This is a genomic window from Bacillus sp. XF8 (genome assembly GCF_017498755.1).
In the GTDB taxonomy this organism is placed as follows: domain Bacteria; phylum Bacillota; class Bacilli; order Bacillales; family Bacillaceae_G; genus Bacillus_A; species Bacillus_A bingmayongensis.
Genome location: NZ_JAGDQK010000010.1, coordinates 103431 through 126226 on the forward strand (window position 1 = coordinate 103431; position 22796 = coordinate 126226).

At 34.7% G+C, this 22796-nt stretch carries 21 protein-coding genes and 3 pseudogenes; 8 read left to right on the forward strand and 16 right to left on the reverse strand.

Going from position 1 to position 22796, the window contains the following annotated elements; genetic code table 11:
• Nucleotides 1-114: 114 nt before the first annotated feature.
• Complete coding sequence (rsgA, locus tag J4P91_RS07325) at nucleotides 115-1164, reverse strand: ribosome small subunit-dependent GTPase A (RefSeq protein ID WP_207993421.1); 1050 nt, start codon at nucleotides 1162-1164, stop codon at nucleotides 115-117.
• Between the two features lie 187 nt (nucleotides 1165-1351).
• The gene (locus tag J4P91_RS07330; RefSeq protein ID WP_207993422.1) at nucleotides 1352-1870 is read right to left on the reverse strand and encodes a DinB family protein; all 519 of its coding nucleotides are present in this window, start codon (nucleotides 1868-1870) and stop codon (nucleotides 1352-1354) included.
• 199 nt (nucleotides 1871-2069) lie between these two features.
• Between J4P91_RS07330 and J4P91_RS07335 the strand changes: the two genes are divergently transcribed.
• The gene (locus tag J4P91_RS07335) at nucleotides 2070-2417 is read left to right on the forward strand and encodes a DUF4257 domain-containing protein (protein ID WP_017152127.1); all 348 of its coding nucleotides are present in this window, start codon (nucleotides 2070-2072) and stop codon (nucleotides 2415-2417) included.
• A gap of 85 nt (nucleotides 2418-2502) precedes the next feature.
• Nucleotides 2503-2727 (forward strand): hypothetical protein, encoded by a 225-nt coding sequence (locus tag J4P91_RS07340; protein WP_207993423.1) that lies wholly within the window; start codon nucleotides 2503-2505, stop codon nucleotides 2725-2727.
• A gap of 62 nt (nucleotides 2728-2789) precedes the next feature.
• On the opposite strand, the gene J4P91_RS07345 is transcribed toward J4P91_RS07340, so the two are convergent.
• Both J4P91_RS07345 and J4P91_RS07350 read right to left on the reverse strand, forming a co-directional pair.
• Nucleotides 2790-3968 carry an MFS transporter gene (locus tag J4P91_RS07345; RefSeq protein WP_207993424.1) on the reverse strand — a complete coding sequence of 393 codons (1179 nt, stop codon included), beginning with the start codon at nucleotides 3966-3968 and terminating at the stop codon, nucleotides 2790-2792.
• A gap of 53 nt (nucleotides 3969-4021) precedes the next feature.
• Entirely contained in the window at nucleotides 4022-4957 is a 936-nt protein-coding gene (locus J4P91_RS07350; protein ID WP_207993425.1) for an aldo/keto reductase, read from the reverse strand.
• A 106-nt stretch (nucleotides 4958-5063) separates the two neighbouring features.
• Between J4P91_RS07350 and J4P91_RS07355 the strand changes: the two genes are divergently transcribed.
• Entirely contained in the window at nucleotides 5064-5372 is a 309-nt protein-coding gene (locus tag J4P91_RS07355; protein ID WP_017152131.1) for an ArsR/SmtB family transcription factor, read from the forward strand.
• Between the two features lie 39 nt (nucleotides 5373-5411).
• Here the strand turns inward: J4P91_RS07355 and J4P91_RS07360 are convergent, their stop codons facing one another.
• From J4P91_RS07360 to J4P91_RS07370, 3 genes are all read right to left on the reverse strand, one after another.
• Complete coding sequence (locus J4P91_RS07360; RefSeq protein ID WP_207993426.1) at nucleotides 5412-6362, reverse strand: S8 family peptidase; 951 nt, start codon at nucleotides 6360-6362, stop codon at nucleotides 5412-5414.
• A gap of 164 nt (nucleotides 6363-6526) precedes the next feature.
• Nucleotides 6527-8668 (reverse strand): MMPL family transporter, encoded by a 2142-nt coding sequence (locus tag J4P91_RS07365; protein ID WP_207993427.1) that lies wholly within the window; start codon nucleotides 8666-8668, stop codon nucleotides 6527-6529.
• A 237-nt stretch (nucleotides 8669-8905) separates the two neighbouring features.
• The gene (locus J4P91_RS07370; RefSeq protein WP_207993428.1) at nucleotides 8906-10786 is read right to left on the reverse strand and encodes an FtsX-like permease family protein; all 1881 of its coding nucleotides are present in this window, start codon (nucleotides 10784-10786) and stop codon (nucleotides 8906-8908) included.
• 421 nt (nucleotides 10787-11207) lie between these two features.
• On the opposite strand from J4P91_RS07370, the gene nadE reads away from it, so the two are divergent.
• Nucleotides 11208-12026, forward strand: a complete 819-nt coding sequence (gene nadE / locus J4P91_RS07375; protein WP_017152135.1) for an ammonia-dependent NAD(+) synthetase — start codon at nucleotides 11208-11210, stop codon at nucleotides 12024-12026.
• Nucleotides 12027-12083: 57 nt separating this feature from the next.
• Here nadE and J4P91_RS07380 read toward each other — a convergent pair.
• The 4 genes and pseudogenes from J4P91_RS07380 to J4P91_RS07395 all read right to left on the reverse strand — a co-directional run bounded on the left by J4P91_RS07380 (nucleotide 12084) and on the right by J4P91_RS07395 (nucleotide 14983).
• Nucleotides 12084-12543 (reverse strand): annotated as a pseudogene (locus J4P91_RS07380) (NUDIX hydrolase).
• Between the two features lie 26 nt (nucleotides 12544-12569).
• Nucleotides 12570-12762 (reverse strand): annotated as a pseudogene (locus J4P91_RS07385) (DUF4083 family protein).
• 116 nt (nucleotides 12763-12878) lie between these two features.
• Nucleotides 12879-14039, reverse strand: coding sequence for a transglutaminase domain-containing protein (locus J4P91_RS07390; protein WP_207993429.1), 1161 nt, complete (start codon nucleotides 14037-14039; stop codon nucleotides 12879-12881).
• Nucleotides 14040-14245: 206 nt separating this feature from the next.
• Complete coding sequence (locus J4P91_RS07395; RefSeq protein WP_207993430.1) at nucleotides 14246-14983, reverse strand: YwqG family protein; 738 nt, start codon at nucleotides 14981-14983, stop codon at nucleotides 14246-14248.
• A gap of 241 nt (nucleotides 14984-15224) precedes the next feature.
• Here J4P91_RS07395 and J4P91_RS07400 point away from each other — a divergent pair, with 241 nt between their 5' ends.
• Together J4P91_RS07400 and J4P91_RS07405 are read left to right on the forward strand one after the other, a co-directional pair.
• On the forward strand, nucleotides 15225-15359 hold the full coding sequence (locus J4P91_RS07400) for a YjcZ family sporulation protein (protein WP_017152139.1): 135 nt from the start codon (nucleotides 15225-15227) through the stop codon (nucleotides 15357-15359).
• A gap of 89 nt (nucleotides 15360-15448) precedes the next feature.
• Nucleotides 15449-16378, forward strand: coding sequence for a patatin-like phospholipase family protein (locus tag J4P91_RS07405; RefSeq protein WP_207993431.1), 930 nt, complete (start codon nucleotides 15449-15451; stop codon nucleotides 16376-16378).
• 240 nt (nucleotides 16379-16618) lie between these two features.
• On the opposite strand, the gene J4P91_RS07410 is transcribed toward J4P91_RS07405, so the two are convergent.
• Nucleotides 16619-16786, reverse strand: coding sequence for a DUF3933 family protein (locus tag J4P91_RS07410; protein ID WP_017152141.1), 168 nt, complete (start codon nucleotides 16784-16786; stop codon nucleotides 16619-16621).
• A 67-nt stretch (nucleotides 16787-16853) separates the two neighbouring features.
• On the reverse strand, nucleotides 16854-18305 hold the full coding sequence (locus J4P91_RS07415) for an aminotransferase-like domain-containing protein (protein WP_207993432.1): 1452 nt from the start codon (nucleotides 18303-18305) through the stop codon (nucleotides 16854-16856).
• 121 nt (nucleotides 18306-18426) lie between these two features.
• On the opposite strand from J4P91_RS07415, the gene J4P91_RS07420 reads away from it, so the two are divergent.
• A complete protein-coding gene (locus J4P91_RS07420) occupies nucleotides 18427-19038 on the forward strand; it encodes a LysE/ArgO family amino acid transporter (protein WP_207993433.1) in 612 nt (203 codons plus the stop codon).
• Between the two features lie 100 nt (nucleotides 19039-19138).
• Nucleotides 19139-19990 carry an MBL fold metallo-hydrolase gene (locus tag J4P91_RS07425; protein WP_207993434.1) on the forward strand — a complete coding sequence of 284 codons (852 nt, stop codon included), beginning with the start codon at nucleotides 19139-19141 and terminating at the stop codon, nucleotides 19988-19990.
• Between the two features lie 79 nt (nucleotides 19991-20069).
• Here the strand turns inward: J4P91_RS07425 and bcbE are convergent, their stop codons facing one another.
• The 3 genes and pseudogenes from bcbE to J4P91_RS07440 all read right to left on the reverse strand — a co-directional run.
• On the reverse strand, nucleotides 20070-21320 hold the full coding sequence (bcbE, locus tag J4P91_RS07430; protein ID WP_207993435.1) for a bacillibactin exporter BcbE: 1251 nt from the start codon (nucleotides 21318-21320) through the stop codon (nucleotides 20070-20072).
• A 248-nt stretch (nucleotides 21321-21568) separates the two neighbouring features.
• Nucleotides 21569-21775 carry an alpha/beta-type small acid-soluble spore protein gene (locus J4P91_RS07435; RefSeq protein WP_003197017.1) on the reverse strand — a complete coding sequence of 69 codons (207 nt, stop codon included), beginning with the start codon at nucleotides 21773-21775 and terminating at the stop codon, nucleotides 21569-21571.
• A 226-nt stretch (nucleotides 21776-22001) separates the two neighbouring features.
• A pseudogene (locus J4P91_RS07440) lies at nucleotides 22002-22655 on the reverse strand (sugar phosphate isomerase/epimerase family protein); the annotation flags it as partial.
• Nucleotides 22656-22796 lie beyond the last annotated feature (141 nt).

The window sequence follows — 22796 nt, forward strand, 5'->3', positions numbered from 1 at the left end:
CAAATTCCTCTATTTTTCGACTATAATTGTCTATTTTTCAACTCATACCATTTTTATAGAATACATGACAAAAAACCAAAAGCACTCTATTCGCTTTTGGTTTCTCATTCTATTCTACTTTTTCCGATTCTGCTTCGCGATTTTCCTCCACTTTCCCCGCTCTGCACGAGCAAGCACCGGATCTTGTTTTCTCATCGCGTATGCAATTTCTTTTTGCAGCTTTTTATAATTCCGCAAACGGTTTGCTGCTAAAATACCTTCATCAATGGCGGCTTGAACTGCACATCCAGGTTCATTTTCATGCTCACAGTCACGGAAACGACACTCTTCCGCAAATTTTTCAATATCAGAAAACGTCGCATGAATTGCTTCGCTTCCTTCCCATAGTTGAAGCTCTCTCATTCCTGGCGTATCAATAACTAAACCACCACTCGGTAACTGGAACAACTCACGATGAGTCGTAGTATGTCGTCCCTTACTATCCTCTTCGCGAATACTACCTGTTTTTGCAACTCCTCTTCCCATTAATGCATTTAACAAAGTAGATTTGCCCACACCAGATGAACCAACGAGGGCAATCGTTTTGCCAGGAGCGACAAATTGTTGCAAAGATTCAATTCCCGCTTGTTGCAGACTATCAACTGCAAAGATTGGAACACCAATAGCTACCGCTTCTGTTTCCAATATTTTTTGCTCCACATCTTCACATAGGCCACTTTTCGTCAAAACAATAACAGGCATTGCCCCACTTTCATAAGCTAATAATAAATAACGCTCGATTCTCCTTACGTTAAAATCATGATTAAGCGCATTTACTAAGAATAAATAATCAACGTTCGCTGCCACAATTTGTTCATCCGTTCTTTCGCCGGCCGCTTGTCTAGAAAAGGAACTTCTTCTTTGAAAAACACGATGAATAATTGCCTTGTTCTCCTTTTCTATTCTCTTTATATGCACCCAATCACCAACTGCTGGATAATCACCTTTATCTAGCGCTTCATGCCGAAACTTTCCAGATAACTCTGCTATATATTCGCCATCATCACAAATAATACGATACATGTGCTTATGTTCAAGTAAAATTCGACCTATCTCATACTTTTCTAAAGATTGATCCTCAAAAAAAGAATCCCATCCAAATGCTTCTAATCGATTTTGATTCAAATTTATATCCTCCCTATTTTGAGCCCAGTGGAAGGATAGCGCGATTCCTTACAAAGTCCCGCTCTTTCCGTCCACCTTTGTATTCGCTTTAACATTCATATAAATCATCGCCATAATACATCACTCCGTTCTTCTTTTAGTTAATCCCATTATATGAAATATTATTTTGAAAAGCTACTTTATTTAACTAAATTTTCAGATATTTGTTTTTTATCGTTCTTATTTGTCCACGATGGCTGATTTCATCTTCTAGTACATGGAACCACAAATAGTACTGATTATATACGACTCCGTTTTCCCATCGTCCTTCTGACATTAACCAATCATCATCTTGTTCTTTTAAATATCGCAACGATTCTTCTCTAACTTTATTTAAAAGTTGTACGTAGTATTGTACTTCATTTCCACAGATTTTTCTTCCCGCTTCTCCTAAGAAAAGAGCGTCATTCCAGACCTCCAACTCCTCTTTTGTAAAATCTCGTTTATGGAAGGAAATAAGCTGATGAACTTTTTCTATTGCGGCAATATGCTTTAACAATGCTCCAATAGAATTGCCACCATCGACCAGGATAAAATCTATATCTCCAACTGTTAAATCCTTTATTTCTTGCAATGTAACCGCTCTTGTATGCTCAAGCATACTAACAAGTTGTCCAATATTGGGCGTATAATCCTCTACACTTCGTATTCGGTAATCTATTTGCATTTTCTCATCCTCCTTCTCTAGATTTATAATAATGAAAAAGAACGTCATATAACAGACTGAAATATACCAGAATTTTCTGTTATAATAAAATTGAGCCTGCATGTAGCCAAACCAAATTTTCTCAATATTTGTATATGAAATTGAAAAAGGAATCCATACAACGTAGTCCGAATTTTATATACTAAAAGGAGTGGATTTGATGGAGATGTATCAATGGCTAACTGCTGTTCTCATTGGTGGCGTTACTGGTTTCGTTTCCCATCTGATCAATAACCAAGGCAAGTTATTGCTTCCACGCCGTTTAAAAACATTTTTCCACCTTGGTTTTTTTACTGATATTTTGACTGGTAGTCTTGCTGCACTTCTTGGGCTCGTTTTATTTGATGCGGTAACAATAAAAGAGATTATTAAAGTTTCTATTGTGACTGCCATTTCTGGGCAAACTTTCTTACTTCATCAGGCTCTCGGTGGTGAACAAGCAAAAAATACACAGATTGGTAAAGCGGATGAGAAAATTCAAGAAATTGACAAATTATTACGACGTTAGTCTATACTTCATCTAAAAATTACTGTTATAATGAGAAATAAATATTTCTGAATTGCGTCGTCTGTCAGAAGAAAGGTTGTGTCGTATGACAAAAAAGAAAATAGAAGATTTCTTAACAGACTCTGAAAAAGGGGAACTGGTAGAAAACTATAAATGTTTACGAGCAGCCCGCACAAAGCGCGAAGCTAACTATTTTGGTGAAACAGTCAATCACCTATTAGATAAAGCAAAAAAACGAATTATTGAAGAAGCAGGAATCGAAGATGAAAATGCTGCAACTGTTCAGTCTAAACGAAAAGCACTGTTTTAGTAATGTGTCTAAAACAGTGCTTTTTGTTTTTTTGTTTACATAATTTTTTTATAGTTATTTTATTATGAAACAACGTTCTGTTTCTCTCCTATTTCTTGTTCTATATGCCGATCACTTCTTCTAAACACGAGAAATGCAATTACATACGTAACAGCTGTAAAATAACCAATTGATACGAAGCTATGAAATGATGCAAAGAAAACTCCTGCGACCGCAGCCCCTATCGTTTGTCCAATATACATAGAAGAGTTTGCAAGTGCTGCACCGGTTCCTCTAGCTGTGTTAGACATTTTTTGCAAGTGACTCATCATTAACACAAATAAAATTCCTGTAATAAAAAATAAGATAAAGAAAAATAGCTCAACCAATAGAATTTGTTTCAAATGCGGTAAAATGACATATAAACCAGCTACAACAAGAATACCACCATAAAAAGTAGAAGCATAACCTAGTTTTTTAACAAATCTAGGTCCTAAAATATTACCTGTTAGATTTCCTAATCCAAGTATAAGCATTGCGGTTCCTACTTCGTTTACTTGTAATCCAAATTGAGTGGTTAACCATACTCCAAAGAATGAAAATGCTGCAAAATTGCCAGTTTGGAAGAGAAAATATGCAAAATAAGAAAGTGAAACCTTGGAATTCCCCAATAATTGTTGATAGCGATTTATAATGGATTGACGTTTTATTTGTAGCGGGTGAATTTCCGGCACTACAACATAAATAAAAATGACAAGTATCGCTGAACAAATACCAATTGTAAAGAAAGGGGTTGTATAGTGTATTGTTGCTAAATATGCTCCAATAGGTAAACCAAGCACTTGTGCTAACGACAATCCTGCCGTTGCAATTCCGATAAATTTCACAATTTGATTTTTTGGTACAAGAAGTGGAATAGATGCCCACACTTGCGGAGATACAAATGCTGCACTTACCCCTGCGCAAAAACGAAATGTTAGCATCCACCAAAAACTCGGTGCTAATCCACATAAAAACGTACTAATCGCAAAAAAGCTCATACCTCCTAGCATTACCCTCTTCCGATTTAATCCATCAGAAATAGGGCCGGCAATAAGTGCGAATACAGCATACCCTAATGCGTACGCACTTACCATCCATCCCGAAATTTCTGTTGGAACCCCGTATACCGTTTGTAATGTTGGTAAAAGTGGTGAAATTAAAAAAGTATCTGTTCCAATCATAAACATTATGACAAAAAATATAATCATAACTTTATTCATCGTTTTCATCTCCTTAAATGGTAAGAAAGGGGTAGACGTTTCACCCCTCTTTATTAATCCTCTAAAATAGATTGTACATATTCCAAATCACTCTCATTTAACGAGACATCTACTACCTTTACATTTTCTATTACTTGCTCTGCACGTTTCCCGCCTGGAATTACTGTATCAATTCCTCTTTGATTTAGAAGCCAAGCTAGCGCTATATTAGATAACGTTGTATCTTTTTTTCTAGCAAAATCTTTTAATTTTTCAACTTTCATAAAGTTCTTCTTATATGTATGTTCTTCAAATAACGATACGTCCCAGCGCCAATCTTTTTCATCTAATTTCAAATTTTCTGTATATTTACCACCTAAAATTCCAAAAGCAAGAGGTCCATATGGAATAAATGAAATCCCTTTTTCTATACAATATGGTAAAAGTTCTTTCTCTGCTGTACGATCTAACATATTATAGGGAGACTGCAGTACATCAATATCCCCAAACTGATTTGCCTCTTTTAACTGAGTTAGATTCACATTTGATATTCCGATTGAACGAATTTTCCCTTCTTCTTTTAAACGAACAAGTTCTCCAATTGAATCTATGTACATAGTTTCTGGATTCGTAAAATGTAAATAATATAAATCAATATAATCTGTCTGTAGTCTTCGCAAACTATTTTCTACCGCACTTCTTAAATAATTTGGTTCATTATTAATACAAGTAGAGCCCTTAAATAAATGCTGTATTCCTCCTTTTGTAGCAAGCACAACATCTTGTCGTTTCCCTTTAATTGTCTGCCCTATTAATTCTTCTGACCTTCCAACCCCATATGCATCCGCTGTATCTATAAATGTAACTCCTTGCCTTATAGCTTCCTCAATCATCTTCGTTCCTTCTTGCTCATTTACATTTGAAAATAAGTTGTGGCCCCCTACTGCATTTGTTCCTAAACCAATTTGAGAAACTTGTAATCCTGCCTTTTGCAATGTCGTATAATTCATTTTCATCCCCCTATATTTCTATTGTTCGAATATATTCGAACAATAGAAATATATCATGCTTTATGATATAGTGCAACTGAAAGAACTTATAAAAGTAGGTGAAATTATGCGAACACTATACCATCCAAATCGAGAAGAAATTCAATTTTCTTCTGTCTTATATGCTCTCAGCGACCAAATTCGTTTACAAATTGTAAACATGCTATTGGAACAAAGTGAACAATCATGCGGTTCGCTAAATATTCCTGTAGCAAAATCAACCTTATCCCATCATTTTAAAGTTTTACGTGAATCAGGTGTAATGTATACACGTATAGAAGGAACACAACGTTTTATTTCGATCCGAACAGAAGATTTAAACGTTAGATTTCCAGGATTACTTGATACAATCTTACATGCAACAGAACCATACTAAAAAACATCTCATTTTAAAATGAGATGTTTTTTAGTACAGCTATTCTTTTAATAAATCTATTAAACCATTTCCTTCAGATGTTCGTTCATATCCTAAAGGTACAGTACGCTTAATAAGCTGTGCATAAATTTCTGGTTCTGATAACTTTCTACCATACTCTCTCTCACATTGCTTAATAAGAAGCCCTAATGCTCCGGCAATGTGTGGCGTAGCCATTGATGTTCCGCTTAATACTGCATATTTTCCTTCTGGATAAGTAGAGAGAATCCCTTCCCCTGGTGCTACTAAATCAATTTCTTGATTTGAATTACTAAAGCAAGCAAGTTTCCTTTCTAAATTTACAGCTCCTACTTCAATTACTTCTGAATAAGCACCTGGAAAGTCTAATTCTTCTGTTTCATCACTGCAATCTCCATTATTTCCTGCGGCACATACAACAAGTACATCTTGTTTCACCGCATGTTGAATGACTTCATGTAACTCCGGAACATCTTGTGGCCCACCAAGTGACATAGAAATGACCCGTACCCGTTCTTGGTTAGGCCCTCTCCAACGCACTGCATAATCAATCGCCTCAATAATATGTTGATAATTCCCAGAACCGTCCCCAGACAACACTTTTAATACTAGTAATTTAGCAAGGGGTGCAACGCCTAGAACACCATCACCATTTTCTGTTGCTGCAATTGTTCCTGCAACATGCGTACCATGGCCATTATTATCAAGATAAACTTTCGGGTCTCCCTCATAATCTTCAGTAAAATTTCTTCCGCCAATAATTCGATCTTTTAAATCAATATGATTTACGTCACAACCCGTATCTAAAACAGCAACGACAATGTCTTTTCCTTTTGCACTCTTTTCCCAAACCCCAGGAGCATGAATCAGTTGTACACCTGATGGAATTTCGTTTACTTGCTCTACTACTTTATCGACCGTAAACGGAATTAATTGAATACCTTTTTGTTTATTCGCTGTACTACTGTTCATCATAATCCCTCCTAAAAAATATATTATTTTCTCCTTTTGAATGCGCTTACATTTATTAACAACATTCGTTTTCTCGCTCCTATTTTCCTGCTTCAAAATTTTTCTCAACATAAAAAACGTCTTTTCCATCAAATATTCTGACGAAAAAGACATTTTTGATTGTACTACTTAATTTTTTGTGGCCACAAACTCCACTTCTTTAATAACAACATAATTGCTGGAACAAGCAATGTCCGCACAAGGAATGTATCGATAATAACCCCTAGTGCAACTACAAATCCAAACATAAACAGCTCTAGTAATGGCTGAGTAGTTAACACAGCAAATGTAGCTGCTAATATGATACCAGCAGAAGAAATTACGCCACCTGTCGCTGTTAGCCCATTTTCAATAGCTACTTGTAACGAGTGTTGCGTTGCTTCTTCCTTAATACGTGAAACGAGCATAATATTGTAATCAACACCAAGTGCAACAAGAAACACAAACGTATATAACGGAATTCGATAACTCATGTCAGTATATCCAAACAAATGCTCAAATAAGAACATACTAAGCCCTAATGCTGCACAATATGATAATAGTATTGTTCCAATCATATAAATTGGTGCAATGAGTGATTTTGTTTGAATGCCTAACAAAATCAAAATTAAGATAGATATTAACACGACAATTAATGTTGTATCCTGATTATTTATATCATAAAGATCAGCTTGCTTTGCTGTTTCACCTGCAAAATAAACATGACCATCCTTTACGAAGTCATTTTCTTTACTTTGAAGTGATTGAATCGTATCCATTGCTTGTAATGAGTATGGCTGATCTTTTAAGATTAATTGCACTTTTGCTGCTTTCTCATCCTCAGACAATAATTGACTTGTATTCTTTTTAATCGTTTCAATGGAAGGATTGACCCCTTCTACACCCTTTTGTACGGTCAACTTTTCTACAAATTGTACTATTTCTTCATTTGATAGTTTTTCCTCTTTATTTACTACAACTGTAATAGGTGCTAATTGGCCTGGAGAATATTTCTCTTCAATTAACTCATACCCTTGTCTTGATTCTAAATTTGCCGGGAAAGACTTTAATAAATTGAATGAATACTTAATTTGAAAAATATTCATGGAGCATACAATTAGAAAAATCGCAACTGCTCCTCCAACTATATATGGTCTGCTTACTACAGCATGACTCACCTTTTTCCATATCACGTTTTTTTCTTTTTGCCGCCCGACCTTCGGAATAAACGGCCAGAATGCTTTTCTACCAAACAGCGTAAACAAAGCAGGTAGTAATGTAATTCCACCTAGAATAATGACAACAAGCGCAATAGAAAATAGCGGTGCAAAGTTACGATAACCATTATATACTGCGAAAAAGAGCATTAACATCGAAGCAAGTACAGTACTCCCACTAAAGAGAATTGGTTCCCCAACTCTTCTCATCGCTTGTTTCATACTTTCATATTTATCTTCTCGCCTTTGCAATTCTTCCTTGTACCTTGCAAAAATAAATAAAGCATAATCTGTTAATGCTGCAAATAATAAGATTGACATGATGGATAATGATTGTGATTTAATTTCAAGACCAAATTTACCAAACAAGCCAAGGCTTCGATCGATCACCTGATACACAATAATTGCTGCTATGAGCGGGATAATTGCTAAAAGTGGCGAGCGATAAATAATAATTAATAACACAAAAATTAATCCAATTGTTGATAATAGAAGTATCACATCAGCATTTTTAAAAATTTCTAGTGTATCCGCAGCAATCCCTGCTGGACCCGTTATCTTGGCCTCCATTCTAGAAGGCAATTCCCGTTTTAATTCTTTTTTCATTTGATTTACAGTAGTATGAATCTCTTCTACTTCTAAATTATTTGTCATTGTTACAGGTAAAATAAAACTTGTTTTATCTTTAGATAAAAAGCCTGTTAACATTTGAACTGGCATTTCATTAATTGGTACAATTTTCTCCACATGCTCGATCTTCTTACCTGCTAACTTCTTTGCAAATTCTTGAATACTATGTAATTCCTCTTCCTTCATTTCCTCTTTTTGATCAAATACAATAATAGCAGGCAAGCCTTCATCATTTGGAAAATATTTTTCTACTTGTTTTTCAGCTTGCAAGGATGCTGCACTTTCCGGAATGCCATCACCACTTACATTATTTGCATATTTCTTTGCTGGTTTTGTGACTCCTGTTAGTACGAGCATAATAATAATCCAAGATACAACAATGATTTTTGCACCTTTTTTACTACTCGCAAAGTCTGTTGTGCTCTGTAACCATTTCCACATACAAACCCTCCTTACATGTTGTTAATCTTTAATAAAGTTAATTAATAACTTTACACTATATGTATGTTGCTTTCTTACAAACAAATAAAGTGTAGGACAAATATATGTGAGAAACAAGACTGTTCACAAAAACTACAAATTACTATTTATATATAATTATTAAAAACCTCCCACGTATCCCCCAAAAAAAATCTCCTAACGTCATGTGTTAAGAGATTTTTTATGAATTACTGTATGTTAACTCATTCGTAATCTTTCTTTCAATTGTTTTAAATAACGGGATCGTATCAAGATGAAGTATACGATTTGAATTCCTGCAAAGATACTTAATACAATCGCATTTTCTTTGAAAAGCGAATACTCAAACATTTGCCCTAAAGCTGTTAACGCAACCGCACCATGTAATGTTGCAACACCAATTGGAACAAAGAATAATAACGCCAATCGAATTGTTACTACTTTTGCTAACTCACTACTTGTTAATCCCACTTTTCGAATGGAATCAAATAAACGATAATCATCTTCTAAGTCCGAGAATAGACGGAAGTATAGAAAGCTACCTGCACAAACAAAGAATACAATACCAATAAAGAATCCTACAAACAAAATAGGTCCAGCAAATTGTAAAGCCTGATTTTGATCATATTCTGCCGCACTAAGCCTTGAATGCTCTTGATGGGCTTTTATCTGGTTTGTGAGTTCTTTTCCAGCTTCAATTTCATTTTTCATTTCCTTTGTTTTATACATATAATCTTTTACTTCTTTAAATCCATCTTGTAATAAATTATATTGAGCCTCTGAAACTACATATATATTTCCAGTAAGTACTTTACCAAGAGAAGATGTATTAACTTTTTTCACCTGCAACGATTTGTTATCATTCGGTAATTCAATTGTTTTTCTCTCTTTTTGCGGTGGACCGGGTATTTCTATTGATAGAAATAGAACTGCATTTTCAGTTAATAAATCAACTGGCTCCCCCGCTAATTTTGCATACTTTTTATAATCAGATTCTCTTACAAAAGTCACACCTCTTAATGGTTTATTTTCAGTCTGCTTTGATGCAATATCTATTTTTTCAGCAGATATATTATGTTTCTTTAATGTTTGCTCAATCAATTCTACATGCCCGGATTCATTTTCATTCCCTTGTTTAGATTGATAATGAAATGCAATGGGTTGCTCCATAATTCCCTTTGTCATAGAAGCAAAGCCTACTAATGTACCAATGGCTGAGAATGCTACAGTTGAAATAATCGTAACAATAAAGAACATTCGCGCGTTATCTCTCATACGGTACGCTAAATCTGAGAGAGTAATAATATTTGTTCTTGTCCAATAGAACCGTTTACTCTTCTTGCATACTCGAATAATAAATACGCTGAGCTGCTTATAAAATAAGTATGTGCCAATAATGACAACTGTCGTTACAGGAATTAACATAATAAACACCATGGCACCATGCGAAGTTAAAGCACCTAAATATCCCGCGCCAAGTAATAATACGGCTAGTATTGAAGAAATAATAGATGCTTTTGGTTCAGGTTTGGCTTTTACTGAACCTCTAAATAGTTTCATAATTTGATTTTTACGAATTAACCCTGCACTAAAGAAAGAAATGATAATAAATAAGATAAAAAACATAGTGCTTGTTACAACAATTGCTGTCGTTGGTACATAGTATGATAAAGGTAAATCTAGCTTTAACAAAAATGGTGCCACCACAATCAATATCCCTGAAAATATCATTCCACAAATAATACCCGTAATAATAGCCGCAATCCCAATCATTACATTTTCAAAAAAGATAAGACGTTTTAATTGAAATTTTGTCATACCTAGCATCATTAAAATTCCTAGTTCACGCTTTCTAGTTTTTAAAAACATGCTCATTGAATATAGAATGAAGAAAAATGTAAAAAGATAAATAATAAATTGTGCGAAAGACATACTTACAAACACATATTGTCCCAATTGCCCCGCACTTAATGCAGGATGAAAAGCAAAAAATGAATAAACAAAAAAGGCCATAATTGCAAATGCACTACTCAAAAAATAAGCTGAATATGTTCGTCTATTTCGCGTTACATTACGAAACGCTAATTCTCTAATATTCATGTTGTACCCTCCGCTCTCTCAATAACTATATTGCTATCATAATAAAGCGAAGAAATATCTTCCATCGATTCAAATGACAAAAACCTTACATTTTTGAAAGGTTACAGAAAAATTGATTAAACGAAGCAGTTTCATTATAATAACTACATTCATATTCATACGTTCAACCTATTGTATATTCGTTAATTTTGCGAAATAATAAGAATGGAGATTTACCCCGCATTAACGGGCAGTAAGACCCTCACCTCAAGATTGAGAGAGCGCCTAGGAAGATAGGTGGGGGATAACTGCTCGTAAAAGCCCGATTGGTGCGGGCTTTCCATCCGCGGGGGATGAAACCTCCCCGCGGATGGAAGTTTCACTTTATGAATCAGTACATATATACTTATCGCTCGTTCTAAATGAATAGGAGGAAAACATAATGACATTACAAGAACAAATTATGAAAGCATTACATGTTCAACCTGTAATCGATCCGAAGGCAGAAATTCGTAAACGAATTGACTTCTTAAAAGACTATTTAAGAAAAACCGGCGCAAAAGGATTTGTGCTTGGAATTAGTGGTGGACAAGATTCTACACTAGCAGGTCGCCTAGCACAACTTGCTGTTGAAGAAGTTCGCAATGAAGGCGGTAATGCAACGTTTATTGCTGTACGTCTTCCATATAAAGTGCAAAAAGATGAAGATGATGCACAATTAGCACTTCAATTTATTAAACCAGATCAATCTATTGCTTTTGATATCGCTCCGGCTGTCGATGCATTTTCTAACCAATATAAAGACCTATTAGGCGAATCCTTAACAGACTTTAACAAAGGAAACGTTAAAGCTCGTCTTCGTATGGTCACACAATATGCAATTGGCGGACAACAAGGTTTACTTGTTATCGGAACAGACCATGCTGCTGAAGCTGTAACAGGTTTCTTTACAAAATTCGGAGATGGCGGTGCCGATCTTCTACCACTTACAGGCTTAACAAAACGACAAGGAAAAGGTTTATTGCAAGAATTAGGTGCCGATGAACGCCTTTACTTGAAAATGCCAACAGCAGATTTATTAGATGAAAAACCGGGGCAAGCGGATGAAACAGAATTAGGTATTACATATGATCAACTAGATGATTATCTAGAAGGAAAAAACGTTCCAGAAGATGTTGCAGAAAAAATTGAAAAACGTTATACAGTAAGCGAACATAAACGACAAGTACCAGCATCGATGTTTGATGATTGGTGGAAATAGACATATAAAGAAAAAAGAAGCTAAATTATATTAGCTTCTTTTTTCTTGGAATTTTCTTTAACGATATACAGCTGTCCTTCCTTCTAAAATATCCTCTAAACAATCCCTATGCTGTTCATTAAAAAGAACAGGCATTTGATCTAACGGAAAAAACTTCAAATCTAAAGTTTCTTCTCCATCTATTTTTTTACTGCCACCAAGTATAGAACATTTAAAAAACATTCCAATTGTCTGTGCTTGGTCTCCATTCGGATATGTATGAAAATACTTTGTATATACACCTATAAACTCATCTACTTCTACCATATACCCAGTCTCTTCCCTTATTTCTCGAATTGCAGTTTCTTCAGCCGATTCCCCAATCTCCATTGCTCCTCCTGGAAATCCCCAACCTTCATTATCCCCTCTTTTTTGTAAAAGCACTTCCCCTTTCTCATTGAAGACGCATCCACCCGCAAAATTTAAAATAATATAGTCATCCTACTTTTTTTCGTATTTCTTTAATATAATTAGCCATTTTATTGCTCCTCAGCTTATGTATGGTTATTCTTTGCCTCTTTCAAGTAATTCAATAATTCTATCAAGTTTTTCTGCTATATTTCTAAAACGAGTAGTATTTACAGAAATGTTTAAAAGCAACCTGTTTATAAACAAAGTGAGTGAGATACAAAACAATTAGTCCGATTATCACAAATAAGTAAGCGATTGCAAATATATCATTTTCAAAAAAAGACATTCTACACCCATACCCTTTATTTTCGATAATTTTACCATATTATAACTATAACCGTTTCCCTTCTAGTTCACAATCACAAATACAAAAAGAGCACCTATTACAGATGCCCTTTTCCATTAATACGTAAATGTAATCGTCGCTAATGAATAACCTGCCATCGCACTGTACGGCGCAACTTGGTATGAAACTCGCTTTGCCCCTATTGGCCAAGAAAGTTCATTTAATGCTTTTTTAATATCTTGCATCGTTCCATCCATTGACTGCTTATAACGCACTTCTACTTTTGTAGGCTTTGCAGTAAATTGCTTCTGCAATTTCACTTTAAATTCATTATAATTTTCAGCTCCATATTGTGAAGATAGATAAATTAAGTTCGTATCTTTTAAGATTTTTTTATATACTACTTTTTTAGAACTGCTCGTTTTTATTTTAGCTGTTAATTCGTTATAATAATTAGTTGATGCTTTTGGATACTTACTTCGATCCCACTCGTGATCCTTACCTAACTGCTCGTCAGACATATTATAGTAAGAATATGTAACACGACCTGCTTTATCTGGAACTGGATCATCAAATGTGGTATCAAGATGGTACCATTTACCCTCAATTTTTACTAAATTCCAAGCGTGTGCTTGACCATTCCCTTTTCCTGTTACAATATGTGATTGAATCCCTGCTTCTTTTAGTAATTGATATGTTAATAGTGTATATCCTTGACACACAGCAGAGCGATTTGCCAATGCTTCATACGCCGTATAAGCTTTATAGGAAGTATCGTATGAAACATGCTTCACAACATAATCATGAATTGCTTTCACTTTTTCATGCTCATCCATACCCGTCTTCAATATAGAACCTATAATTGATTTTGCTTGCGCCTTTACATATTGTGTTTGTTCTTTTGATTCACGATATGTAATTTTTAATGTGAAAGTATAGTTTCCTGGTATACCACGAATTGAATATTTTGTATTTGCTACATTATATTTTAAGTACTCATCTGCATCTACTATTTTAGTGTACTCTTTATATAGCGTATCCATTACTTCTCTACCATTCTTAGCTTTGGTTTTATACGTAATTGTAATATTCTCTTCGCGATTATCAATATGTTTTTTTAATTCTTTCCGAAAATTCCCTAACAATTTAGCATCTGTTTGTGTAACCGCGACTTTTTGGTTTGTAGCTGCATAAGAAACAGCCGGAACTTGTAAACCACCAATCAAAATCGTTGAACAAAGTGCGACTGTTGTCATATATTTGTTTGTTTTCTTCATCTCATCTAGTCATGCCTTTCTACTTAAAGTCATAAAAGTATTCATATATTTTTAAAGTATATAATACTTTTTCAAAAAGAAAATATGTAATTATTCATATTTGTTAATATGCATGTTAATATAATAAGTTTTATATTTTCAAGAAACATATACTATAAAAGAAAAGCAGTAGATTTTTCAATGAGAATGAACTACTGCTTCTCTTTCTAACAAGACTGCAATACACAGCATGTATTTTCAAAACGACGTTGCTTTAAATCTTCATTTCCAATGCAGAAATAAAGCATCCCTAAATCTCCCCACATCATATTACAATTTGTATAATCAGAGTCGATTTGGAATAACAATGTCATCTCATGGTCATTAATACCAGTATATTCGCCAGCCTCCTCAAATACTTCTCTTTGCACCGAGAACGGTTCACCGAACACTTGATGGTTATCATAATGATCTGGCATTAACTCCTCTAATAGTTGTAGAAAACGATCCGAATCAGCTTCATCTTCAATAAATAGCTCAGGGAGTTTATATGTTAGCTTGAATGATAATTCGCATTGTGTATATTTTGATGGTTGATCACTTACTCTCTGTAGTTGTTCTGTCGAAACGTTATAATATAGAACACACCAAGTACCTTCATGTTGATAATTGCCATTATAGAAGAAATACAACATACCTGTTTCAGGTAAGTCATGCTTCATGCCCGCGCCTTGTAGATCTGCTAAATGGAACTGGGCAATAAAATCTAATGCCTTCCCTTCATAAGTTGGATATTCAAATGTAGACGGGACATCAGGGCTTCCCCCCATTTTTGAGCAGCCAATTGAAAGGGAGTTTTCTTGTCTCGGAATAACTTTTACACATGGAAATATAGTAGCTAATAGTTCTGTTTTTATATGTGTTAAATCATATTTATCAATTAATGAATCAATCTGGTTTCTCATAACTTCTCCTTACGTAAATGTGCTTATTCGTATCATAGCATAAATACGACATTTCCTTCATCCTAAAAAATTGAAATAAGCTATCAAAAAAAAAACGGGCTTATCCCTAGGACGCGAATAAGTTTAAAACAGCATAGTATACATTGTTCCTACAAACACGATCTTTCATCATTCCTTATAGCAGATCCTCAAATTGTTCACCTTTCTTTATTTCAACTTTTATTATAAGGAGGCATTCCATATGGGTTATGGTTGCGGTTACGGTTACAGTTGTGGCGGTGGTTGCGGTTACGGCGGTTTCGCTTTACTAATCGTTTTATTCATCCTTTTAATTATCATTGGAGCTAGCTGCTGGGGCGGCTTCATCGGTTGCTAAGTAAGCTGTAAAAACTATTGCAAAAAAGCACGTGATTCGCGTGCTTTTTTGCTATACAGCAAATCCAATCTTTGAAAGGAATTATCCCTATGAAAATCGATGGTGTTTTTGAAGGTGGTGGCGTGCGCGGAATTGCACATGTTGGTGCAATTTGTGCATTAGCAAAGCAAGGGTATGAATGGGAACGTGTAGCGGGAACATCAGCTGGAGCTATTATTGCAGCTCTTCTGGCAGCAGGTTACTCGTGTACAGAATTAAAAACAATTATAAGTAACGTTGATTATCATCAATTTATTAAAAAAAATTTACTTGATAAAATCCCTTTTGTAGGAAAAGGGGTAAATGTATGGGCTAAATTAGGCATTTATTCAAACGATTTTTTAGAAAAATGGTTAGAAGACCTCCTACACAAAAAAGATATTCATAATTTTAGCGATTTACCTAATCCACATAAATTAAAAATCATTGCCTCAGATATTAGTAATGGAAAAATGGTTATTTTCCCCGATGATTTACCAAACTATGGATTTAGAAACCAGAATTTCTCTATCGCAAAAGCAGTCAGAATGAGCAGTACCATTCCTTTCTATTTCGAACCTGTGAAATGGAAAACACCTAGATGGGAACAACCTTGCTATATGGTTGATGGCGGCCTTCTTAGCAATTATCCAGTATGGATTTTCGACTCATCCACTATACCTCGCTGGCCTACTTTTGGCTTTCATTTTGTGAAAGATGAGATTCAAGCGGAACCTGTTCCTTATAAAGATCCCCTCTCGATGTTTAAAGGTTTATTTAAAACGATGATGCAAGCACACGATTTACGTCATCTAGATAAAGAATCAAAAGCACGAACCATTACAATTCCAACTGGAACAATTACAAGCACAAAATTCCAATTAACTACCGATGAGAAAGAATGGCTCTATCAATCTGGCTTTAACGCTGCTGAAAAGTTTTTAAAGTCTTGGAATTTCAAAACATATATTAATCGTTTTAGACAAGGGAATCGAATTTGAAAAACAAATCAGCAAAACCAGAATCTAGATTCGTAGTGCTATCTAAATTTCATAGATTCTTCTCTTACCTTTTCCATTTACTTTCTGTATTATTTTAAAATGAAAAGAGCGAATCTTAGATTTGCTCTTTTCCCCATGATTACTAATGAAATAATTCCCATCCACGTTTCTTATTTATACATGTGATTCTTTCTTTTCTTTAAGAATGCCAATTCCATAATCTTGCTTCACTTAGTAATATTAAGGATACTGTAACCCCTCCGCTTCTTCAGCAGTAACAACAACGTAGCGTCCTCCTGTCCTTAACCCTAGTAATTCAGCTTTTTCAATCGCTTCTTGCCTCGTTTCTGCATAGGCAGCTAAATACTTGATTCCATCAATAACCTGACAAATGACATATTGTTTCATATTTCTTCCCCTTTTTCAGTTACTCGCATTTATGATATCATTTTTTACTTCTAAAAAAACATGATTATTATACTGAAAGGTTCTTTATCAAACTTGCCACCTTTTTAATCCCTTTCTCTATATCATGCATCGAGGCATATGAATAAGAAAGACGTAAATATTGGCTTGCATTTCTATCATACACATTTCCAGGATTGAGTAGAATTTTTTCATGTAATGCTTTTTCAAACAATTCCCGCATCGAAATGTTTGGTTCAATATGTAGCCAAATATAAAATCCACCTGTTGGTATTTGCCAAGTTGCTACATCTCTACAGTATTTCTTTAGCATTTCGAGCATAAAGTCTCTCCGTTTTTTTAAATCAACTCGTATTTGCTGTATATGTTTCTCATATAACCCACTTACAAACCATTCTGCAGCAGCTCGTTGCGATAACGAACTCGAGCCGTAATCCATTTGCATCTTTATATCTGCCAATCTTTTGATGACTGGTTCCGGTCCAACAACCCAGCCGATTCTTAAACCAGGACTAATGATTTTTGACATACTTCCAATATGTAATACGATCCCATTTGTATCATATGCCTTCAATGGTTTAGGTGGAGGCGAATCAAGCCATAAATCTTGATACACAGCATCTTCAATTATAGGTAATCCAATTTCATTACATATTTTTATAACTTCTTGCCTTCTTCGTTCATTCATGACAAGACTTGTTGGATTATGAAAAGATGGGATAGTATATAAAATTGAACCATTGAATTGTCTTTTATATTTTGAAATAAGTGACGACTGAATTCCATGTTCATCCATTGGAATACCAAACAAACGCATTCCTGCAGACTGAAAAACATTGAGAGAGTATAAATAAGATGGTTTTTCAAGTAAAATGGACGATCCTTTGCATAGAAGTCCCATCGAAATAAGCTGCAGTGCTTGAATTGCTCCCGAAACAATTAATATAGATGCTGGCGATGCAAGAATATCATATTTTTGTAAATACTTTGCTATTTGCTCCCTCAATTTGAGGTCCCCTCTTGGTTCCTCGTATCCTAAAGGAATTTGCCTATGAGAAAGTTCCTTCATGATTTGCTTCATTTTCTTCTCAGGTAAAAGCTCTGGTGAAAGCTCACCAGTACCTAGCCGAATTATATTTGGATAAAATTCGGCTTGATTAATTTCTTGAATGGTGGGGAGATTCGGATAATGAATACCTGTTTCTACATAAGAATTCCAGTTAGGAGGTGACGTCAAAGTTGATACACTCCATGTATCGTTTCTCACAATTGTCCCCCTTCTCCCCTGTCCCTCAATTAATCCTTGCGCTGCTAATTCATCTAAAGCCATTACAATTGTACTTCGATTCACTTCAAATGCATGCGAGAGAGCTCGCTGCGACGGCAATTTTGTACCAATCGTCCATTCTCCATTTATAATTTTCTCTTTTATATACTCCTCAATTTGCTTATATAAAGGAACCGGAGAGGATCCATTTGGCTTCCAGTCAAATCGCTCCATATTATCACTCCACTTATTTTTGGTTGGTTTGTTATCCAACCATATGGATGGATACAAATTTGATTTTCTTTTATACAATATACACTATCATATTTCAGCTATTTATATGGGAGGCAATAAAATGACTGAAGCAATCCTTCACGGAATGGTTCTTGCGTTTGGACTCATTATTCCATTAGGTGTACAAAATGTCTTTGTCTTTAACCAAGGTGCTAGTCAACCAACTATTTTGCGGGCTACACCAGTTGTTCTAACCGCATCAATCTGCGATACAATTTTAATTTTGATTGCAGTACAAGGTGTATCACTTATGCTTCTGACCTTTTCATGGTTAACAACAACACTTTATGTAATTGGATTTTTCTTTCTGATTTATATGGGATGGATGATTTGGAAAAGTGAGTCTACAAAAGAAACGATTAAAGCAAAAAAGATGGCTATCAAAAAGCAAATTATCTTTGCCGCCTCGGTTTCCCTATTGAATCCACATGCAATTCTAGATACGATTGGCGTCATTGGCACAAACTCTATTCAATATGTAGGCAGCGAAAAATGGGCTTTTACTTTCACAACAATTACGGTTTCTTGGCTTTGGTTTATTTGCTTAGCATTTGCAGGGAGATTGCTTGGAAAAGTAGATCCATCAGGAAGCACAATTACAATTCTAAATAAAATTTCAGGGGTTATTATTTGGGGAGTTGCTCTTTATATGCTGAAGCAACTCATGTTTTAGAAAAGAAAGTATAACGTTTCAGTATATTTATAGGTAATTGTTAAACAATAATTGAAGTTGTATTTTATTTATACTGTTCACAAAAGGAGCCGTTACTTATATGGAATATAGCAAAGATTATAAGTTTATCCCTATGACATCTATCAAAAGTGGATTAGGAATAGATATCACTCCTGATATTTACTGTCTACCTATTCAAATTGTTAATGTTTGTTTAATCGGAAATCCACAAGAAACCAACGAATGTGTACTCATTGATACAGGTATGCCTAAATCTGCAAATCAAATTATTTCTGCACTAACCAATCGATTTGGCCCAGATGTTCAATTGAAGGCTATTATTTTAACACACGGACATTTTGATCATATCGGTGCTGTCATTGAACTCATAAAAAAATGGGATGTCAATGTTTATGCACACGAACTAGAGCTTCCTTATCTAACTGGTAAAATGAGTTATCCAGAACCTGACTCTAGTGTTGAAGGCGGTTTAATAGCGAAAATATCTTCTTTTTTCCCAAATGAACCAATAAATCTAGACCATCATATCAAATTATTACCTGCCGATGGTACTATTCCAGAATTACCAGATTGGAAATGGATACATACACCTGGACATTCACCTGGACATATTTCTTTATTCCGACAAAAAGATCATGTACTAATTGCTGGTGATGCTTTTATTACTGTAAAACAGGATTCACTCTATAAGGTTTTCACGCAACAGCAAGAGATAAATGGCCCTCCACGCTACTTTACAACCGATTGGCAAAAAGCTTGGCATTCAGTTAAACAATTAGCGAGTTTACAACCTTCTATTGCAATTACAGGTCATGGAACTCCGATATCCGGTGAGTCATTAACAACAGGCCTGAATAAACTTGTTAAAAATTTTGATCAGCTGGCAATACCTGATTATGGTCGTTATGTTGATAATACGAAAGAGAACTAATCAGTTCAAATGAGATACCAAAAAATCCATTTGTAATGATTTACAGATGGATTTTTGCTATCTCTTATAAAATTCCAAGTTAAGATGTAGGTTTCGGAACTGAATGTAAAGATTCATTATTCTTTTTAGGTTTAACCCATATAATTGTAATAATTGCTCCCGCAACTGCAAATATGCAGGTTAAGTAAAACACTTCATAATCTGTTCCCTTCATAAAGTAAGAATATAGAGGTGGTCCTGCTGCTACACCAATAAAACGCATCGAACTATAGAAAGAAGTAACCGTCCCTCTCTGTTCCTTTTCAATTCCTTGTGTAATAAGAGCATCTAAGCATGGTAAAGCTATACCAATTCCTATCCCCATAATGACAAGACAAAGAATTAACAAGTAAATTCCTTTTAAAAATAACGGCAATATAACAGACACAGCTGCTAATATAAATCCGATATATATACATTTTTTCATAATAACTTGATTGTCACCAATTTTCTTTCCTGCCATGTATGAACTTATTGATAATATAAGCAATGGAATCGCAAGTATACATCCTTTCCAAATTCCATGAATGTTGTATTTCTCTTCCAATATCGTAGACAAATAAAAAAGAATTCCAAATAATATGAGCATAATGATAGCACCTAATGCAAAAATTGCGACTAACCATCTTCCCTTTTCTCGGAAAGTCGAACTAATTGATTGAATGAATTCTTTAAAAGGCGGTGCTTGATTTTCTTGTTTCTTTGCTTTTACTAATAGTAATAATAAGACGATAGCAACAGCACATAAAACTGGAATGGCCCAAAATGGTAAAAACCATACTACTGCTGCGAGAGCAGAACCTAATATTGGACTTAGAACTTTTCCAAATGTATTTGACGTTTCAATAACCCCTAAACCCGTACTTACTTGTTTTTCATCTTTATATAAATCGCCAACACATGGGATTACAACTGGCATTGCTCCAGCAGCACCTATCCCTTGAATCGCTCTTCCAATTAGAATCCAGACATACGGATTTTCCACTTTCCATGATACCCAACCTGTTATCGCACCGCCGATAGCTGCAATAAACAAGCTTGGAACCATTATCATTTTACGTCCCCAGCGATCCGATAAATACCCAGCAATCGGAATCAATAAAATCGCAACGATAGAATATAATGTAATAATCATGGATACTTGAAAAGAAGAGATATGGAGTTTTTTTTCAAGTGTCGGAAGGATTGGAATAAGCATTGAATTTCCTAATGTCATAACAAGTGGAACAGATGCAAGTGCAATTAAACAACAGTTTTCTTTTTTTAACATGTTGATTTCGAAACCTTTCATCTCGTATTTCTTTCCATATAGTAGCCCTGATGAAATTCAATTTTAAATTTCATCAGGGCTATCACATTTTGTCTGCTGTTTAACTTATATAACAAAAGAAATTGGAGTATAACATAGCATTACTTCTATTTTTCCAATCCTTACAACAGTATATCCATGCTATTAAATGGAAAAATTTATTTTCACTTAAAAAAACCGATACAAAAAAAGAAAGGAAGAATTCTTCCCTTCTTTCATACACCTTTACATTAACGAGTATACCCGCCACCAAGCTGTTGTTCTGCCATAGCTACAAGACGTTTCGTGATTTCACCACCAACAGAACCATTTGCACGAGAAGAAGTGTCAGCACCAAGTTGCACACCAAACTCTTGCGCAATTTCATATTTCATTTGATCAAGAGCTGCTTGTGCTCCATTCGATACTAACTGATTAGAATTACGATTTCTAGCCATTTCCGTTCACCTCCTTTACATATTAAAATGTATAGATTCCAAAATAAAATACATGGTAATTTATGGTTTTTATTAAATGAGACTATTTTTGAATAACTTACACTTTGAACTCATGAAAAAAAGAATCTCGGAAAACGAGACTCTTTTTATATCCACTCTAATATTATCTTTGTTCAAAAACGAAAATATTGCATTTCATCACACTAACAATCGAAAATGTTTCACTTTATGGAGTCAATACTGTCAGTTGCTTTCTTCTCAACCGAATAATGTCTTCTCGTAATACCTCTTTTGCATCATATCCAAACCATTCTAACGAAGCAAAATGTTCCGTACCTTGAATTTCTCTAATGATTTCTTCGTAGTTCACAACGCCTTCAAATAACGGAACCATCCCTTTTCGACTACCAGCTGATGCATATACATTATTAGGTTCAAAGACATCTAAATGAGCAACTGCAGATATGTTCTTCATATGGTAATGCTGTACCCACGGCTTTAATTGGCGATAACATTCTACTGGATCCGCACCAGATTCCCACATATGAAGAAAGTCGAGATTAATTTTTAAATATGGATGATTCACTTCTTCTAATAATTTTAGAGTTGAGTCTAAACAATCTGTTAATGTATTCGGATGTGTTTCTAATAGCACGTACATATTGTGCTGTGCAAATAAATCACAAATCATGCGAATTCGTTTTACATATTCCTGACGTTCTTCTTTTGTAAAACTATTGCTTCGTTTTTGTCCAGCAAATGTACGAATCTTATTTGTATTGCACCAATTCGCTAGCGATGCTAATTGTTCTGATTTTTCCATCGTTTTCTCAAAATCTGCTGACAATGAACTGTCTAAATAATCACTTATCATCGCGATGTATTTCTTCTATAATTTTCAACTTAATTACAATCCAATCTCTCGATAGGTTATAGATACAGTACATAAAAAATCTTAAGCTATGCAAAAATGATCTAGAAATCTTCAAAAACCAAGTGCATATAAAGTGAAACTTTAATC

Excerpts from the sequence above, each read along its gene's own strand:
- bcbE (WP_207993435.1), bottom strand. The coding sequence starts at position 21,320 with ATGAAAGGTTTCGAAATCAACATGTTAAAAAAAGAAAACTGTTGTTTA.
- J4P91_RS07400 (WP_017152139.1), top strand. The coding sequence starts at position 15,225 with ATGGGTTATGGTTGCGGTTACGGTTACAGTTGTGGCGGTGGTTGCGGT.
- J4P91_RS07390 (WP_207993429.1), bottom strand. The coding sequence starts at position 14,039 with ATGAAGAAAACAAACAAATATATGACAACAGTCGCACTTTGTTCAACG.
- J4P91_RS07370 (WP_207993428.1), bottom strand. The coding sequence starts at position 10,786 with ATGAATATTAGAGAATTAGCGTTTCGTAATGTAACGCGAAATAGACGA.
- J4P91_RS07415 (WP_207993432.1), bottom strand. The coding sequence starts at position 18,305 with ATGGAGCGATTTGACTGGAAGCCAAATGGATCCTCTCCGGTTCCTTTA.
- J4P91_RS07335 (WP_017152127.1), top strand. The coding sequence starts at position 2,070 with ATGGAGATGTATCAATGGCTAACTGCTGTTCTCATTGGTGGCGTTACT.
- J4P91_RS07435 (WP_003197017.1), bottom strand. The coding sequence starts at position 21,775 with ATGGCTAGAAATCGTAATTCTAATCAGTTAGTATCGAATGGAGCACAA.
- nadE (WP_017152135.1), top strand. The coding sequence starts at position 11,208 with ATGACATTACAAGAACAAATTATGAAAGCATTACATGTTCAACCTGTA.
- J4P91_RS07345 (WP_207993424.1), bottom strand. The coding sequence starts at position 3,968 with ATGAATAAAGTTATGATTATATTTTTTGTCATAATGTTTATGATTGGA.
- J4P91_RS07420 (WP_207993433.1), top strand. The coding sequence starts at position 18,427 with ATGACTGAAGCAATCCTTCACGGAATGGTTCTTGCGTTTGGACTCATT.
- J4P91_RS07330 (WP_207993422.1), bottom strand. The coding sequence starts at position 1,870 with ATGCAAATAGATTACCGAATACGAAGTGTAGAGGATTATACGCCCAAT.
- J4P91_RS07360 (WP_207993426.1), bottom strand. The coding sequence starts at position 6,362 with ATGAACAGTAGTACAGCGAATAAACAAAAAGGTATTCAATTAATTCCG.
- J4P91_RS07365 (WP_207993427.1), bottom strand. The coding sequence starts at position 8,668 with ATGTGGAAATGGTTACAGAGCACAACAGACTTTGCGAGTAGTAAAAAA.
- J4P91_RS07425 (WP_207993434.1), top strand. The coding sequence starts at position 19,139 with ATGGAATATAGCAAAGATTATAAGTTTATCCCTATGACATCTATCAAA.
- J4P91_RS07410 (WP_017152141.1), bottom strand. The coding sequence starts at position 16,786 with ATGAAACAATATGTCATTTGTCAGGTTATTGATGGAATCAAGTATTTA.
- J4P91_RS07355 (WP_017152131.1), top strand. The coding sequence starts at position 5,064 with ATGCGAACACTATACCATCCAAATCGAGAAGAAATTCAATTTTCTTCT.
- J4P91_RS07340 (WP_207993423.1), top strand. The coding sequence starts at position 2,503 with ATGACAAAAAAGAAAATAGAAGATTTCTTAACAGACTCTGAAAAAGGG.
- J4P91_RS07350 (WP_207993425.1), bottom strand. The coding sequence starts at position 4,957 with ATGAATTATACGACATTGCAAAAGGCAGGATTACAAGTTTCTCAAATT.
- J4P91_RS07405 (WP_207993431.1), top strand. The coding sequence starts at position 15,449 with ATGAAAATCGATGGTGTTTTTGAAGGTGGTGGCGTGCGCGGAATTGCA.
- J4P91_RS07395 (WP_207993430.1), bottom strand. The coding sequence starts at position 14,983 with ATGAGAAACCAGATTGATTCATTAATTGATAAATATGATTTAACACAT.